General features: G+C 65.5%; 15 protein-coding genes. 3 read left to right on the top strand and 12 right to left on the bottom strand.

Features of this window, described 5'->3' with window-relative positions:
* Positions 1 to 95: 95 nt before the first annotated feature.
* The 8 genes from secF to pdxT all read right to left on the bottom strand — a co-directional run bounded on the left by secF (position 96) and on the right by pdxT (position 7,526).
* Entirely contained in the window at positions 96 to 1,118 is a 1,023-nt protein-coding gene (secF, locus tag ABRP28_RS05630; RefSeq protein WP_350003123.1) for a protein translocase subunit SecF, read from the bottom strand.
* Positions 1,118 to 2,878, bottom strand: coding sequence for a protein translocase subunit SecD (gene secD / locus ABRP28_RS05635; protein WP_350003121.1), 1,761 nt, complete (start codon positions 2,876 to 2,878; stop codon positions 1,118 to 1,120). The genes secF and secD overlap by 1 nt, the downstream gene beginning before the upstream one ends.
* Positions 2,879 to 2,978: 100 nt before the next feature.
* Positions 2,979 to 3,374, bottom strand: coding sequence for a preprotein translocase subunit YajC (gene yajC, locus ABRP28_RS05640; protein ID WP_350003400.1), 396 nt, complete (start codon positions 3,372 to 3,374; stop codon positions 2,979 to 2,981).
* 288 nt (positions 3,375 to 3,662) lie between these two features.
* Positions 3,663 to 4,718 (bottom strand): Holliday junction branch migration DNA helicase RuvB, encoded by a 1,056-nt coding sequence (gene ruvB, locus ABRP28_RS05645; protein ID WP_350003119.1) that lies wholly within the window; start codon positions 4,716 to 4,718, stop codon positions 3,663 to 3,665.
* Positions 4,711 to 5,355, bottom strand: coding sequence for a Holliday junction branch migration protein RuvA (ruvA, locus tag ABRP28_RS05650; protein ID WP_174181114.1), 645 nt, complete (start codon positions 5,353 to 5,355; stop codon positions 4,711 to 4,713). Before ruvA ends, ruvB begins: the two co-directional genes overlap by 8 nt.
* Positions 5,356 to 5,446: 91 nt before the next feature.
* Entirely contained in the window at positions 5,447 to 6,025 is a 579-nt protein-coding gene (gene ruvC / locus ABRP28_RS05655; protein ID WP_350003118.1) for a crossover junction endodeoxyribonuclease RuvC, read from the bottom strand.
* A 31-nt stretch (positions 6,026 to 6,056) separates the two neighbouring features.
* Entirely contained in the window at positions 6,057 to 6,812 is a 756-nt protein-coding gene (locus ABRP28_RS05660; protein WP_231456866.1) for a YebC/PmpR family DNA-binding transcriptional regulator, read from the bottom strand.
* Between the two features lie 3 nt (positions 6,813 to 6,815).
* Positions 6,816 to 7,526: a pyridoxal 5'-phosphate synthase glutaminase subunit PdxT gene (pdxT, locus tag ABRP28_RS05665; RefSeq protein ID WP_350003116.1), complete on the bottom strand. Its 711-nt coding sequence runs from the start codon at positions 7,524 to 7,526 to the stop codon at positions 6,816 to 6,818.
* A gap of 88 nt (positions 7,527 to 7,614) precedes the next feature.
* Between pdxT and ABRP28_RS05670 the strand changes: the two genes are divergently transcribed.
* Positions 7,615 to 8,907: a MurT ligase domain-containing protein gene (locus ABRP28_RS05670; protein WP_350003114.1), complete on the top strand. Its 1,293-nt coding sequence runs from the start codon at positions 7,615 to 7,617 to the stop codon at positions 8,905 to 8,907.
* Positions 8,904 to 9,665, top strand: coding sequence for a glutamine amidotransferase (locus ABRP28_RS05675; RefSeq protein WP_350003112.1), 762 nt, complete (start codon positions 8,904 to 8,906; stop codon positions 9,663 to 9,665). Before ABRP28_RS05670 ends, ABRP28_RS05675 begins: the two co-directional genes overlap by 4 nt.
* Positions 9,666 to 9,728: 63 nt before the next feature.
* Here ABRP28_RS05675 and ABRP28_RS05680 read toward each other — a convergent pair whose 3' ends face one another.
* Positions 9,729 to 11,048 carry a CapA family protein gene (locus ABRP28_RS05680; RefSeq protein WP_350003110.1) on the bottom strand — a complete coding sequence of 440 codons (1,320 nt, stop codon included), beginning with the start codon at positions 11,046 to 11,048 and terminating at the stop codon, positions 9,729 to 9,731.
* Positions 11,049 to 11,122: 74 nt separating this feature from the next.
* Between ABRP28_RS05680 and ABRP28_RS05685 the strand changes: the two genes are divergently transcribed.
* Positions 11,123 to 13,135 carry a M3 family metallopeptidase gene (locus ABRP28_RS05685; RefSeq protein ID WP_350003109.1) on the top strand — a complete coding sequence of 671 codons (2,013 nt, stop codon included), beginning with the start codon at positions 11,123 to 11,125 and terminating at the stop codon, positions 13,133 to 13,135.
* 229 nt (positions 13,136 to 13,364) lie between these two features.
* Here ABRP28_RS05685 and pdxS read toward each other — a convergent pair whose 3' ends face one another.
* The 3 genes from pdxS to ABRP28_RS05700 form a co-directional block, all read right to left on the bottom strand.
* Complete coding sequence (gene pdxS, locus ABRP28_RS05690) at positions 13,365 to 14,291, bottom strand: pyridoxal 5'-phosphate synthase lyase subunit PdxS (protein ID WP_350003107.1); 927 nt, start codon at positions 14,289 to 14,291, stop codon at positions 13,365 to 13,367.
* Between the two features lie 143 nt (positions 14,292 to 14,434).
* Entirely contained in the window at positions 14,435 to 15,058 is a 624-nt protein-coding gene (pgsA, locus tag ABRP28_RS05695) for a phosphatidylinositol phosphate synthase (RefSeq protein WP_350003105.1), read from the bottom strand.
* Positions 15,048 to 15,635, bottom strand: coding sequence for an HIT domain-containing protein (locus ABRP28_RS05700; RefSeq protein ID WP_350003104.1), 588 nt, complete (start codon positions 15,633 to 15,635; stop codon positions 15,048 to 15,050). Before ABRP28_RS05700 ends, pgsA begins: the two co-directional genes overlap by 11 nt.
* Between the last annotated feature and the right edge of the window lie 16 nt (positions 15,636 to 15,651).

The following is a 15,651-nucleotide window of genomic DNA, read 5'->3' on the forward strand; positions in this document are numbered from 1 at the left end:
TTCCCCGCGGCGGTGAGATTTATAACCAGCGCCTTAAACACGGACGGGCCGGCCCTCGCCAGGATTCTGGCGGTGGCCGGCCCGTGGAATCTGGCTTACGCCTTGGCTGTTTCTACTACTGAGGAGCCGGAGCCTGACCCGGCACCGGCACGCCGGTGCTCAACCCGTTTCGCCTGCCTGGCGAGGTCGGGTTCGTTCTGGCGCAGCCACGCATACAGTGGGGCTGCCACGAAGATGGTGGCTGCCGTGCCGATCAGGATTCCGACAAACAGTGCCAGCGAAAGGTCGCGCAGCGTACCGGCACCCAGCAGCCCGGCACCGATAAACAGGATGGCGCCCACGGGAAGGATCGCCACCATCATGGTGTTGATCGACCGGACGAGGGTCTGGTTCACGGCGAGGTTGACCTCCTCGGTGAACGTGCGGCGGGTGGACGCATCGAGATCGGCGGTGTTCTCGCGGATCTTGTCGAAGACCACCACCGTGTCGTACAGGGAGTAGCTGAGCACGGTGAGGAACCCGATGATCGCGGACGGAGTGACCTCGAAGTCGCTGAGGGCGTAGACGCCGGCGGTAATGAACATGGTCACCGCCATGCCCGCGATGGCGGACAGGGACATCTTCCACGTGCGGAAGTACAGCGCCATCAGCACTGCCGCGAGGAGGACGAACACCACAAGGCCAATCAGGGCCTGCTTGGTGACGTCAGCGCCCCAGGTCGGACCGACGAACGTCGAGGTCACCTCATTGTCGGTGACGCCGTAGGCGCTGGTGAGCCCCTCCTTGATGCGGAGCGTCTCATCGTCCGTCAGCTTGTCCGTCTGGATCCGCATGGTGGTGCCGGCGACGTTCGCCACGCGCGGCACGCTTCCCTGGACCACGTCAGTAACGGCCTTCTCCCCCAGCGCTGCATCGGTGGTCTGCACGTTGGAGACCGTGAATTCGGACCCGCCCCGGAACTCGATGCCGAGGTTGAAGCCGCCCTTGGCCAGCGGAATGATGATGGACAGGACAACGGCCACGGCCGCGATGATGAACCAGAGTTTCTTGGCACCTACAAAGTTGTAGGAGCGCTTTCCGGTGTAGAGCTCGTTGCCGAAGTTGGCGAAGCCTGACATTACTTGTTCTCCTTCGCTGAGGACTTCGAGGAGCCCGCGAGCTGCTCCTGCTTCTCCGCCAGGCGGCGTTCGGCGATGGTCATCCTGCGTTCCGCTTCGGCGGCCGCACCGGCGTTCTTGGTACGGACAGCGGCGGCAGGCTTGTCTGCAGGTGTGCGGACACGGCCGGCGCCGCGGTACAGCGGCACTGCTCCCAGACGTTTCGGATCAAGGCCGGACAGCCGGTGCCCCTCGCCGAAGAACCTGGTGCGCGCCAGCATCTGCAGCGTCGGGTGGGTGAACATGAACACCACAATGAGGTCTGCAATGGCGGTCAGGCCAAGGGTGAAGGCGAAGCCCCGGACGTTGCCCACGGCCACGAAGTAGAGGACCAGTGCAGCCAGCAGGTTAACGGCCTTGGAGGCCAGCACGGTCCGCTTGGCCCGCTTCCAGCCGTTCTCGACGGCGGAGACCAGGCCGCGGCCTTCACGGAGCTCGTCCCGGATGCGTTCGAAGTAGACGATGAAGGAGTCCGCCGTCTGTCCGATTGCCACGATGAGGCCCGCGACGCCGGCCAGGGACAGCCGGTAGTTCTCCGTCCAGCCCAGGATGGCGATCGCCAGATACGTCAGGACGCCGGCGACCACCAGTGAAGCGATGGTCACCAAGCCGAGCGCCCGGTACTGGAACAGGGAGTAGACCACCACAAGGAGGAGGCCGATGATGCCCGCCAGGAGGCCCATGCGCAGCTGCTCACCGCCAAGGGTGGCCGAAATCTGCTGCTCGCTCTGAATTTCGAAGCTGATGGGCAGTGCACCGAAGCGCAGCTGGTCTGACAGGGCCTTGGCGCTCTGCTCGGTGAACCCGCCGGTGATCTGCGGGCGGCCGTCGGTGATGACAGCGAGGGACCGCGGAGCGGAGATGACCTGGTCATCCAGCACAATGGCGAACTGGGCCTTCGGGTCGTTGCCCGCGTCGCCGCCGGCGGCAACGTAGAACTGGTTCAGGCGTTCGGTGACCTCTTTGAACCTGGCCGTGCCTTCGTCGTCGAACTGGATGTTCACTGCCCAGTCGTTGGTGACGGCACCCTGCGCACCCTGCTGGAGCTGGAAGGAGGACGTAACGATGTTGCTTCCCTTAACTTCCACGGGACCCAGGATGTACTTGATCGCAGGGTTCGTCTCGGAAGCCGGCTCACAGGTCACCAGCGGCTTGGCCGGGTCAGACCGTTCCCGCTCGTCCTGCGCCGGGTTGTCGCAGTCAAGGGTTTCGAACTCGCGGTAGATCTCCGGGGTGATCCAGTTGATGTCGCTGCTGTTGGCGGGTTCCGCCGTCGGCTTGGGCAGCTGGTCCTCCGGCGCCCGCTGCTCCTCCGGCACTGGTGCACCGGCACCGGCGAGCAGCACGGGCCGGAAGTTCATGTCGGCCGAGGCCTGGATCAGGTCGCGCGTCTGGCTGGAGGGGGTGCCGGGAAGGCTGACCACCACATTGCGCCCTGACTGGGTGCTGATCTCTGCTTCTGCAACACCTGAACCGTCAACGCGCTGGCGGATGATCGCCACGGCCTGGTTGAGCTGTTCCTCGTTGATGTCCGAACCGCCTTCGACCTTGGGCGCCAGGATCATCTGGGTGCCGCCTTCGAGGTCCAGCGCCAGCTTGGGCGCCCAGCTTGCCTGCCCGGCAAGGGTTCCGCCGGCCAGGACGGCAGTGAGGGTGGCGAGGAGTACACCGAGCCAGACCAGGACCCTGAGGCCTGGTTTCTTGGGGCCAGTTCGTGCCATTGTCGATCTTTCTCTTATTCACGGAGGAACCGCCGGTGCCTGCTTGTGCTTGCACCGGCGGCGGTCCGCAGCGGTAGAGGTGTTGTGGATGCAGCGGGGACTAGTTGTCCTTCTTGCCCTCATCATTGAGGCGCTTCAGGGTTTCATCCGGGGTTTCGAGCGGCGTTGTGGAGCTGCCGGTCTCCTGCGCCGTCAGGGACGACGCATCGTCCGGGACAGCCGGGGCGTCAGCCGCCGGAACCGCTGCCGGCTCTACGATCTTGGTGACCGCCTGGCGGTGCACGGTAGCAAGGTTGCCGGGGGAAAGCTCCAGCGTGACCTTGTTTTCCTCGTCGTCGATCTCAACGATGCGGCCGAACAGGCCAAAGCTGGTCATGACTTCCACGCCGGGGGCGAACTGTGACTGAAGCGTTGCCTGCTGCTGCTGGGTCTTCTTGTTGCGGCGGAACATCATGAAGATGAAGATGCCGAGCATCACGAACAGCAGGATCGACATGATGTCGATGCCGCCGCCGGGCTGGGTAGTGGTGGTCTGGGCAGTGATGTGTCCGAACACGGGGAAGTTCCATTCTGTACGTGCATTGAGCTGTACTTGCATTGAGCCGGTTGACAGCGCCGTCCGCTTTGAACGAGTGGCCTGGCGAAGCTGCTTGCCATCCATTCGCGGGCTGCCGGTAATGCTGCCCGCGGGAACAAAGACCCGAACGTGCCGAGCGTCATACCAGTCTAAAGGGAAAAGCTGAACGGAGCCTGCTATTGGATTTCGGGGCCCGTCAGTCCGGGCTCAGGCGTCGTCGTCGGCAGGCTCGAACAGGTCCAGCTGCTCCTGGGCGAAGACGCCTGACGGAATGGCATAGCCAAGATGGGTCCAGGCCGGAGCCATGGCAATCCGGCCACGCGGGGTGCGGCCCAGGAGGCCCTCACGGACCAGGAACGGCTCTGCCACGGTTTCCACGGTTTCGGTCTCTTCGCCGACTGCGATGGCCAGCGTGGAGAGTCCCACCGGGCCGCCGCCGAACTTGGTGATGAGTGCTTCGAGCACGGCGCGGTCAAGCCGGTCCAGGCCCTTTTTGTCCACCTCATACATGTCCAGCGCAGCGGACGCCGCCCTGGCGTCGATCTGGTCAATTCCGTGGACCAGGGCCCAGTCCCGGACACGGCGCAGCAGCCGGTTGGCAATGCGGGGAGTGCCGCGGGAGCGACCGGCGATCTCGGAGAATCCCGCCGAGTTGACCTTGAGGTCCAGCAGGCCGGCGGAGCGCCGCAGCACGAGTTCAAGCTCCGGCACGGAGTAGAACTCCAGGTGGCCGGTGAAGCCGAACCGGTCCCGGAGCGGCCCGGGCAGCAGGCCAGCGCGGGTGGTGGCGCCCACCAGGGTGAAGGGCGGCAGCTCGAGGGGAATTGCCGTTGCACCGGCCCCCTTGCCCACCACGATGTCCACCCGGAAATCCTCCATGGCCATGTACAGCATCTCTTCGGCCGGCCTGGACATCCGGTGGATCTCGTCCAGGAACAGGACTTCGCCCTCGGAAAGGGAGGAAAGGATGGCGGCGAGATCCCCGGCGTGCTGGATGGCAGGGCCGCTGCTAATCCGCAGGGGCGCACTCATTTCTGACGCAACGATCATGGCAAGGGTTGTCTTGCCCAGTCCCGGCGGGCCCGAGAAGAGCACGTGGTCCGCGCTGCGCCCGCGCATCCGGGACGCCTGGAGAACCAGGGACAGCTGTTTCCGTACCCGGTGCTGGCCCACGAAGTCGTCCAGGTTCTTGGGCCGGAGCGCTGCCTCGATGGCACGCTCCTCGGGCTCCTCCCCCGCGGCCACCAGGGACGGTTCAGCCACGGCTGCCTACGCGGTTGCCGGCCCGTGCACCGTCCTGTCCAAGCCACCGGAGCGTGGTCCGCAGGATCTCCGGCACGTTGCCGCGGAACGACACCTCGGGATCGTCCGCCAGCGCCTTGTCGATGCTTGAGGAGGCGTCCTTTTCCGACCAGCCCAGGCTGGTCATGGCGGCCACCACCTGGGGCTTCCAGGCGGCTTCGGCCGGGGTGGAGGCCGCGGCGGTACCGGCTGTACCGTGCGGAACCAGCTTTCCGGCCAGCTCCAGGACAATCCGCCCAGCGACTTTGGGGCCGATGCCGGGAACCTTGGTGAACGTTTTGCTGTCCCCCGTGTGCGCGGCCACCCGGATCGCCTCCGGTTCGTGGACCGCGAGGACTGCCAGCGCCAGGCGCGGCCCCACCCCGCTCACACTGAGCAGGACATCGAAAACCTCGCGCTCGTCGTCGGACGCAAATCCAAAGAGCGTCAGCGAATCCTCCCGGACAATCAGGGAGGTGAAGAGCTGGCCTTCCTCGCCGGTGCGCAGCCTGCTCAGGGTCTGCGGGGTGGCGTTGACGCTCATGCCCGCCCCGTTGAGGTCAATCACGGCGGTGGAAAGTCCCACATGCGCTACCGTCCCGCGAAGGAAACTGATCAAGGCCTGGCTCCTGGTGTCTTTGCCGGGCTCCAGGGAGCAGGACCGGCTATCCGAACATATCTACGAATACCCTAGCAAGCAGCCAGGACATTCAGCGTGCGCGGCGCGCCTTCGCCTCGGCATCAGCCCAGGCCCGCTGGGCCGGGGTCAGGGAGGAACTGCCCGGGCCGGTGGTAGCAACGGCGGCGCCGCTGCCCGCCCGCCAGGCGTGGGTGATGGCCAGCGCAAGGGCATCGGCGGCGTCCGCAGGCCGCGGCGGTGCGTCAAGGCGCAGGATCTTGGTGACGAGCTTGGTCACCGCATCCTTGTTCGAGGTACCGCTGCCGGTGACGGCCGCTTTGACTTCCGACGGCGTATGCAGCGCCACCGGGATCCCCCGCCGGGCCGCTGCCGCGATCACCACCCCGGATGCCTGGGCCACGCCCATCACGGTGCTGACGTTGAGCTGGGAAAAGACCCGTTCGACGGCGAGGACGTGCGGTTCATGGCGGTCAAGCCACTCGTCGATGGCGAGGGCGATCACCAGCAGCCTCTGGTCCAGGGTGTCCTCAGGCGAGGTTCCCACCACGCCATAGGCAACCATGGTGGCCTGCCTGTTCCGCTCGACGTCCACAACGCCGATCCCGCAGCGGGTCAGGCCGGGATCCACCCCCAGGACGCGGAGCGTCACAGGCGGGAACGCCTCACGAACAGGCGGGGCCTCACTCAGAGTCCAGGGCGGCCTGGACGTCGTCGCTGAGGTCGGCGTTGCTGTAGACGTTCTGGACGTCGTCGAGGTCTTCCAAGGCGTCAACGAGCTTCATGAACTTCTTTGCGGCGTCCAGGTCCAGCGGCACTTCCATGGACGGAACGAATTCCGCCTCGTCGGTGTCGTACTCGATCCCTGCGTCCTTCAGGGCATCGCGGACAGCCTGCAGGTCCTTGGGGTCCGAGTGGATCTCAAAGGTGTCGCCATTGTCCTTGACTTCCTCGGCACCGGCGTCCAGGACAGCCATCAGGACGTCGTCCTCGGTCAGGTCCTTCTTGGGAAGGGTCACCACGCCCTTGCGGCTGAACAGGTAGCTGACCGAACCGGGATCGGCGATGGTGCCGCCGTTGCGGGAGATGGCGAGCCGGACCTCCGAGGCCGCACGGTTCTTGTTGTCCGTAAGGCACTCGATAAGCAGCGCAGAACCCTGCGGGCCGCGGCATTCGTACATGATCTCGGTGTAGTCAACCACTTCACCGGTAAGCCCGGCTCCGCGCTTGATGGCACGGTCGATGTTGTCTGCCGGCACCGAGGTCTTCTTGGCCTTGGTCACGGCGAGTTCCAAGCCGGGGTTGCCCTGGAGGTCCGGGCCGCCCATACGCGCGGCAACTTCAATGTTCTTGATCAGCTTGGCGAACGACTTGGCGCGGCGGCTGTCGAGGATAGCCTTCTTGTGCTTGGTCGTTGCCCATTTGGAGTGGCCTGACATGCTTTACGCTTCTCCTCTGATCATGCGGATAAAAAGTTCGTGTACGCGTTTCTCCCCAGTCACTTCCGGGTGGAAGGAGGTGGCCAGCAGGTGGCCGGAACGCACTGCAACAATTCTAGCCGTCCCCGGCAGCGGTACGGCGTGGGAAGCGTGCTCAGGGTCGGCAGGCTCAACCTGGGCGAGGATTTCCACGCCGGGACCAACACGTTCCACCCACGGCCCGCGGATGAAGACGGCGTGGACCGGCGCAACGCCGGTCGCCGTGGCGCTGAAATCGAGGCCCTTGAAGTCAAGGTCCGTTTCAAAGGACTCGCGCTGCCGGCCGAAAGCGTTGCGGCGCACGGTGATGTCCAGTCCACCGAAGGTCTGCTGCGGAGCCCCGGACAGGTCCGTGGCGGGATCCGCAATGTCGGTGGCAAGCAGGATCATTCCTGCACATGAGCCATACACAGGGAGGCCTTCGGCGATGCGCTCCCGCAGCGGTTCGGCAAGATCAAAGGCGCGGGCAAGTTTGTCGATGGCGGTGGATTCGCCGCCGGGAATGATCAGCCCGTCCAGGCCGTCCAGTTCCTTGGGCCGGCGGATGCCGACGGCTTCGGCGCCTGTGTCCTCGATGGCCCGCAGGTGCTCACGGAAGTCGCCCTGGAGCGCCAGCACACCGATCCGAAGGCCGGCTCCAGCGCGCGCAGGAGCAGCCGAAAGGGAATTTGTCATCCATCCAGCATACGGGTGGCCCTTTACAGGGACCGGCAGGGAGGGCGTCGTCGGCGGTTGCATGCCTTTGCTGGGATATATTCAAAACATGCTCTACTTCAGTGTTCCGCTCGGCAAACTGGTCCGCCGGGTGTCCCGGCTTCGGGGCGGCGGGTCCGCCCTGCCCGGGCTGGTGGTCGAAAAAATCGACCCCGGCTTTATGCGGCGGACACTCAGTACCCTCCCCCATGGGGTGGCGGTGGTCAGTGGCACTAACGGCAAAACCACCACAACCAAAATGGTGGTGGAACTGCTGGAAAGCCAGGGCCTGAAGGTCTTCACCAACCGCACTGGCAGCAATTTCACCCGCGGCGTCGCTGCGGCCCTACTCGGCGAGGTTGACTGGCGCGGCCGGCTGGACGCCGACGTCGCTGTCCTGGAGCTGGACGAAGCGCACGCCGTGCACTTCGTCAACAGCGTCCCGCCGCGCTACTGCCTCCTCCTAAACGTCCTGCGGGACCAGCTGGACCGGTTCGGCGAAATCGACAAGACAGCCCAACTCCTTCAGCACATCGCAGCGAAGACCACCGGAACGGTGGTCCTGAACCGGGAAGACCCCCGGGTTGCCCGGATCGCGGACACCCTCACCGGGCAGGACGTCAAGTACTTTGGCCTGGACTACTCGCTCCTGAGCACCTTCCCCAACGACGACGACATGCGGGCTGCTCCCGGAAGCCCCGCTCCGGCGGGCATGCCGGAGAAGCCGGCAGCCGACGTCGTCCTCCGCAAGGTGGGCGCGGACACCGCTGAGTTTGAGTACGACGGCGCCACGGTCACCACGGGCATGAAGCTTCGGGGTGTCTACAACATCTTCAACGCCGCCGCCGCGCTGACGCTTGCGCGCAGCATCTGCGGCAGCGGTGCCGCCACCGCCAACCACGACGCGCTGCTTGAGGCCCTGTCCCGGGTGGCTCCGGCCTTCGGACGCGGGGAAAGCCTCACCGTTGACGGCCACCCCCTGGACCTGGTCCTGGTCAAGAATCCCAGTGGCTTCCGGCTGGGCCTGAAGTCGTTCCCCGCGGGCGGTTACGCCACCATGATCGCCATCAATGACAACTACGCCGACGGCAGGGACATGTCCTGGCTGTGGGACGTTGAATTCGAGTCCCTGCGCGAGGGCGGGGTTGACCAGCTCACCGGTTCACGGGCCTACGACATGGCACTGCGGCTGCAATATGACGACGTCCGCATCGGCAACGTCGAACCGGACATCACGCCTGCACTCGCGGCCTTCATCAGGGAAGCCCACGGAAAGCCAAAGCGCATCTTCTGCACCTACACGGCGATGCTGGCCATCCGCCGCGAACTGTCCAAAATCACTACCGTGGAGGTTGTCTCTTGAGCCAGGCAGGTGCTGGTCCCGCACAGGAAAACCCCGGGAGCAAGGGCACCCTCCGGGTGGTGCAGCTCTACCCGCGCGACATGAACATCTACGGCGACTGGGGCAACGCCCTGGTCCTCCAGCAGCGCATCAGCTGGCACGGTTACACCCCGGAGCTGCTTGAGTACAACGTGGGGGATCCGTTCCCTGAGGACGTGGACATTATTGTGGGCGGCGGCGGCCAGGACAGCGGCCAACTGGTCATCCAGGACGACCTTCAGGCCCGCTCCGGTGTGCTGAAGGACCTGGCGGAGGACGGTGCGCCCATGCTTGTCATCTGCGGGCTGTACCAGCTCTTCGGACACTTCTTCAAGACCCGCACCGGCGCTGTGATCCCGGGCATCGGCATCCTGGATGTTGAGACGCACGGCACCGAGGAGCGGCTGATCGGCAACGTCAAAGTTGCCACCGCGGAGTTCGGGGAAGTGCTTGGCTACGAGAACCACAGCGGCCAGACAACCCTGGGCAGCGGCGTGCGGCCTTTGGGCTCCACCCCGAAGGGCATGGGCAACAACAGCAGTGACGGCCACGAGGGTGCCCGGTACCGGAACATCGTGGCCAGTTACCTGCACGGCTCGCTCCTGCCCAAGAACCCGGCCATCGCGGACTTCCTGATCCGCACGGCAGCGGAGCGCAAGTACGGCAGCTTTGTTCCGGGCCATCCGGATGACAGCTACGCGGTGTTGGCGCGGGAACACGCCGCACGCCGCCCGCGCTGACCAGGCCCGCGACCAGGTCACCGGACTGGCACATACCTGTGGGCGGCGGCCCGCACCGGAGGGTCAGGGGTGGCGGGTGATCAGAAGTTCGTGCGCTCCGGCTGCCGCTGCGCCCATTGCTTCCACGACGCCTGCTGTCCTGTTCCGGGTGGCGGCGTCGGCTTCCTGCCCGACACAGGGCCCCTGTGGCGCGTCGGTCGCCACCGAACACCAGCGGTAGGGATCGCGGACGATGACGGAGGGCGCCCAGGCCAGGTCCGTGGCAGTCCATCTTCCGGAGGCGTCCTGGCCGAACTGCACCCGCACCAGGAGGCCCTCGTTGTTGACCGCGTACCAGGGCGAAAGCTCGGTGATGCCGTTGCCCAGGCCGTATACGATCCACGTGCCCTTGTAGTTCTCGATGGGGAGCACGGAATGCGTGTGGTGTCCGTAGACCAGGTTGAACTGGCCGCTGTCCACCAGGGCGTGCGCCACTTCCCGCTGCCGGGCGTTCGGACCGCTGGTGTATTCGTCTCCGGCGTGGATGGCCGCCAGCACGATGTCCGCCCCCAGCGCCCTGGCCTTCTCCGCTTTGGCGATCATGGTTGGGGCATCCAGCATGTCCACCTGCCAGGGGTGCTCGGGAAGCAGTCCGTTGAGTCCGTAGGTGGCTTGGATGACGGCGACCTTCGCGGCGGGAGTCTGCATGATGAGGATCCCTTGCGACTCCTTTTCAGTCCGGTACGAACCCGTGTGTTTCAGGCCGGCAGCGTCCAGCTGGTCCAGGGTGCGCAGCAGCCCGTCCGTTCCACGGTCAATGGTGTGGTTGCTGGCCGTTGTGCAGGCCTGGTACCCCACTTCTTTTGATGCTGCGATGATTTGCGGCGGAACATTGAACGACGGATAGGCCGCGAACGGACCTTCCGGGACGGCCACCGGCGTTTCCAGGTGGCAGATGGCCAGATCACTGTTCCCGATGTACCGCCGCTGCCCGTCAAGCAACGGCACGAAGTCCAGTCCGGACTTGCCCGATGCTGCCGCGTCCTGCTGCGCCTGCTGCCACAGCTGTGCGTGAACCAGCATGTCTCCGGTGACCAGCACGGACGTGCACCGGAGCACCGGGCAGGCCGGACCCTCGCCGGGCGTGGGAGTCGGCGTCGGGGTTGGAGGGGAAGCCGCGGTGCTGCCGGTGCCAGAGCTGCCGGTGCCAGGGCTGCTGGGGCCGGGGCCGCCGGGACCGGTGCGGGCCAAACCGGTCGCTCCTGCCGGAGCCGCGGGCCCGGCCTGTTCCGCGACCAGGCCGCAGCCGCCGAGCGCTCCAGCTATAGACAGTGCGGCAGCCAGCGCAAGGGCAGGGATGACGCGGCGAAAATGCACCGGCCCCCTGCCGGTTAGAGTCCCCATAAGAGCATTCTAGGGAGCGGGCCATGGCGTGGCTCACATTGAGAAGCGTGGCCTGCTGTGAAAGGTTTTACTCCATGACCAACCCCCTTTTGGCACCCAGTCCCCTGCCCTATGGACTTCCGCCCTTCGCGGAGATCACACCCGCCGATTATGAGGACGCCGTCCGGTCAGGCCTCGCAGAGCACCTGGCTGAGATCCAGGCCATTGTTGATGACGCGGCCCCCGCCACTTTCGAGAACACGGCCGTGGCGATGGAACGCTCCGGCAGGCTCCTGGACCGCGCGGCTGCGTCCTTCTTCACCCTCGTTTCGGCCGATGCATCCCAGGAGATCCGGGATCTGGAAACGGCGCTGGCTCCGCTGTTCTCCGCACACCAGGACGAGGTCTTCCTCAACCGGGCACTGTTCGAGCGCTTTGCGGCCATCGACACTGCCGGCTGCGATGCTGAGTCCGTGCGGCTTGTCGAGGAGTACCTGAAGGAATTCCGGCAGTCAGGCATCCAGCTGGAGGGACCTGCCCGGGAAAGGCTCAAGGAGGTCAACGCCGAGCTCTCCCGCCTTGGCACCGAGTTCGGACAGCGCGTGAAAGAAGGAATGAAATCCGCGGCGCTGCTTCTGGACCACGCAGGCGAGCTGGCGGGACTGCCGGCCGATGACATTGCCGCCGCCGCGGAGGCCGCCCGGGCCGCAGGGCATGACGGCAAGTTCCTGCTGACACTGATCCAGCCGACCAACCAGCCTGCCCTGTCCGCCCTCGAGGACCGGGAGGTCCGCCGTCGGCTGTTCGAAGCGTCTGTGGCCCGGGGCAGCGGGGGCGGAAGCCTCGACGTGCTGGATCTGGCCATGGCGATGGCCCGGCTTCGCGCCGAAAAAGCGGCGCTTTTGGGCTTCGCCAACTACGCCGAACTGGTGGTGGACCGGCAGACGGCCCCGGATTTCGGGTCGGTCCAGTCCATGCTGAACCGCATGGCGCCGGCAGCCGTGCGGAACGCCGACACCGAAGCCGCTGCCCTGGCCGAGGCCGCAGGCCACCCGCTGGAGGCCTGGGACTGGGCCTTCTACTCCGCGAAGGTCCGGCGCGAACGCTACGACATTGATGAACAGGCACTCCGTCCCTATTTCGAGCTGGACCGTGTGCTGGAAGACGGCGTCTTCTTCGCCGCCACTTCCCTCTTCGGCATCACCTTCCACGAGCGGAAGGACCTTGCCGGGTACCACCCCGATGTCCGCGTCTGGGAGGTCCGCGACGGGGACGGCATGGGCCTGGGACTGTTCCTGGGTGACTACTACACCCGTGAATCCAAGCGGGGCGGGGCCTGGATGAACTCCCTGGTGGAACAGTCGGCGCTGCTGGGAACAAAACCGGTGGTCATCAACAACCTGAACATCTCCAAGCCGCCCGCGGGTGAACCGACGCTCCTGACGCTGGACGAGCTGCGGACCACCTTCCACGAGTTTGGCCACGCCCTGCACGGGCTGTTTTCCAACGTGACCTATCCCCGGTTTTCCGGCACTTCCGTCCCCCGCGACTTTGTGGAATATCCCTCACAGGTCAACGAAATGTGGATCATGTGGCCCGACGTGCTGCAGAACTACGCCCGCCACCATGAAACGGGCGAGCCGCTTCCGCAGGAGGTGGTTTCGAAACTGGAGGCGTCCCGGCTGTGGGGTGAAGGATTTGCCACCACCGAATACCTGGGCGCAGCGCTGCTGGACCTTGCCTGGCACGTCCTGGACGGCAGCGACATCCCCGAGGATGCCGTTGCATTTGAAGACAAGGCCCTGGCCGCCGCCGGGATCGCCCATGCCCTGATTCCGCCGCGCTACCGAACCGGCTATTTCCAGCATGTCTTTGCCGGTGCGGGGTATGCCGCCGGCTACTACTCCTACATCTGGAGCGAGGTTTTGGATGCGGAGACGGTGGACTGGTTCACCGAGAACGGCGGACTCACGCGGGCAAACGGCGACCGTTTCCGCCAGGAGCTCCTCTCCCGGGGAAACAGCCGCGACCCCCTGGAATCATTCCGCATCCTCCGGGGCCGCGAGGCAAGGCTGGAACCGCTGCTGAAGCGCCGCGGCCTGGAATAGCCAAGCTCCCCACCCACCCCACCCCACTTAAAGAAGTACGACGCCGGTCCCCCACCAGAGAAAGGTGAGGAACCGGCGTCGTACTTAACAGAGCCGGGGCGACGGGCGGGGGTGATCCGGCAGCGCGCGTAAAAGGGGCCCCGCGTCCCGGCTCGCCGCGAAGCGGCCTTAGCAGGACGCGGGGAATAGCGCGCAGAGGATCAGCGCCGCCAAGCGCGAACCAGAGAAATTACCAGCCGCGCTCAGCGAGGCGGTGGGGCTGGGGGATCTCGTCGACGTTGATGCCCACCATGGCTTCGCCCAGGCCGCGGGAGGCCTTGGCGATGACGTCGGGGTCGTCGTAGAAGGTGGTGGCCTTCACGACGGCGGCCGCGCGCTGGGCGGGGTTGCCGGACTTGAAGATGCCGGAGCCGACGAACACGCCGTCCGCGCCGAGCTGCATCATCATGGCGGCGTCGGCCGGCGTGGCGATGCCGCCGGCGGTGAACAGCACCACCGGAAGCTTGCCGGCAGCGGCAACTTCCTTGACCAGTTCGTACGGGGCCTGCAGTTCCTTGGCCGCGACGTAGAGCTCGTCCTCGGGAAGGGCTGCGAGCTTGGCGATCTCGGAGCGGATCTGGCGCATGTGCCCGGTGGCGTTGGAGACGTCGCCGGTGCCGGCCTCGCCCTTGGAGCGGATCATCGCCGCGCCCTCATTGATGCGGCGCAGCGCCTCACCCAGGTTGGTGGCACCGCAGACGAAGGGAACCTTGAAGTTCCACTTGTCGATGTGGTTGATGTAGTCGGCCGGGGTCAGGACCTCGGACTCGTCAATGTAGTCCACGCCGAGGGACTGCAGGACCTGCGCCTCGACGAAATGACCGATCCGGGCCTTGGCCATAACCGGCACGGACACGGCGTCGATGATCTTGTCGATCATGTCCGGATCGGACATGCGGGACACGCCGCCCTGGGCGCGGATATCAGCCGGAACGCGTTCCAGCGCCATCACAGCAACGGCACCGGCGTCTTCGGCGATGCGGGCCTGCTCGACGTTGACGACGTCCATGATGACGCCGCCCTTGAGCATCTCAGCCATGCCCCGCTTGACGCGGTTGCTGCCCGTGACGCTGTTCGCGGACGTACCGGCCCCGCTGCTTACATCAGGTGTAGACACAAAAACCCCTATGGGTAGATAGATGACCTTCGCCGGGCATGCAGGGCGGCACAAATGCCATCTGTGCACACACCGGGTTGCCGGATCCAATGACCGGGCAGTCCTAATACTAGTCTCACCGCGGCCGGCCGGCTTAATTCGCGTTAATCGGCAGTGGACGGTTCCGCGAGGGCCTGCCGGCGGACCGAAACCACGCGCTGGACCACGGTGATCAGGCTGGCGACGGCCAGCAGCAGGAGAGTCACCAGCAGGACCACCTCAGGGAGCCCAAGGCCGGTGAATCCGGTGACAACTAGTACTGAGACGAGGCGCTCGGCACGCTCGGCGATTCCGACGTTGGCTGTGAACCCCAACGATTCCGCTTTCGCGCGCGCATAGGAAACCACCATGCCCAGGACAAGGCAGACGATGGCTGCGACGGCGACCGGGACGTTGGCCCCGCCGGTGAAGAACCATACGGCCACGCCCGCGAACAGGGCGCCGTCTGCAATCCGGTCCAGGGTGGAGTCCAGGAAGTTGCCCCAGCGGCTGCCCACGTCCCGCATCCTGGCCATGATGCCGTCCAGGACGTCGGAGAAGATGAACGCCGTGATGAACAGGGTTCCCCACCAGAGCTGGCCGAGCGGGTAGAACACCAGCGCACCCACCACCACTCCGGCGGTGCCGATGACCGTTACTGCGTCAGGCGAGATTCCGATTTTGAGGAGCCAGCGGGCAAGCGGGGTGAACAGCGCGGTGAAAAAGCCGCGCGCGTGCTTATTCAGCATGCGTCTCCCCGGGCCAGGCGTCGGCCACCTGCTGGCGGACCTCGTCGAGGGTCTGGGTGATGGCTTTGGTCTGGGCGATGATGGGGAAGAAATTCCCGTCGCCGCCCCAGCGTGGCACGATGTGCTGGTGCAGGTGCGCGGCGATGCCGGCACCGCCCACAACTCCCTGGTTCATGCCCAGGTTGAAACCGCCCGGATTGGCCACTTTGCGCAGCACCCGCATGGCCGTCTGCGTGAGGTCCGCAAACTCCGCCGTCTCATCGAGCGTCAGGTCGGTGTAGTCCGGAATGTGGCGGTAGGGGCACACCAGGAGATGCCCGGGATTGTAGGGAAACAGGTTGAGCACCACGTAGCACGTCTTTCCGCGGTGGACGATGAGTGCTTCCTCGTCCGACCTTCCGGGACCGATGCAGAAGGGGCAGTCATTTTCGTTCTTGAACTGGTGCTGCCCGCCCTTGATGTACGCCATGCGGTGCGGAGTCCACAGGCGCTGGAAGGCGTCCGGGACACCGGCGAGGTCAAAGTCGTCGGTAACGCCGGCATCTCCTGGATACCCTGCGCCTGTGTTCTCCTGCACGGTGATGTTCCGTTTC

The organism is Pseudarthrobacter sp. WHRI 8279 (assembly GCF_040224115.2).
Classification (GTDB): Bacteria; Actinomycetota; Actinomycetes; order Actinomycetales; family Micrococcaceae; genus Arthrobacter.

What these genes read in the sequence shown, in the direction of transcription:
- secF (WP_350003123.1), bottom strand. Translation starts at nt 1,118, where the DNA reads ATGTCAGGCTTCGCCAACTTCGGCAACGAGCTCTACACCGGAAAGCGC.
- secD (WP_350003121.1), bottom strand. Translation starts at nt 2,878, where the DNA reads ATGGCACGAACTGGCCCCAAGAAACCAGGCCTCAGGGTCCTGGTCTGG.
- yajC (WP_350003400.1), bottom strand. Translation starts at nt 3,374, where the DNA reads ATGTCGATCCTGCTGTTCGTGATGCTCGGCATCTTCATCTTCATGATG.
- ABRP28_RS05660 (WP_231456866.1), bottom strand. Translation starts at nt 6,812, where the DNA reads ATGTCAGGCCACTCCAAATGGGCAACGACCAAGCACAAGAAGGCTATC.
- pdxT (WP_350003116.1), bottom strand. Translation starts at nt 7,526, where the DNA reads ATGACAAATTCCCTTTCGGCTGCTCCTGCGCGCGCTGGAGCCGGCCTT.
- ABRP28_RS05670 (WP_350003114.1), top strand. Translation starts at nt 7,615, where the DNA reads ATGCTCTACTTCAGTGTTCCGCTCGGCAAACTGGTCCGCCGGGTGTCC.
- ABRP28_RS05680 (WP_350003110.1), bottom strand. Translation starts at nt 11,048, where the DNA reads ATGGGGACTCTAACCGGCAGGGGGCCGGTGCATTTTCGCCGCGTCATC.
- ABRP28_RS05685 (WP_350003109.1), top strand. Translation starts at nt 11,123, where the DNA reads ATGACCAACCCCCTTTTGGCACCCAGTCCCCTGCCCTATGGACTTCCG.
- pgsA (WP_350003105.1), bottom strand. Translation starts at nt 15,058, where the DNA reads ATGCTGAATAAGCACGCGCGCGGCTTTTTCACCGCGCTGTTCACCCCG.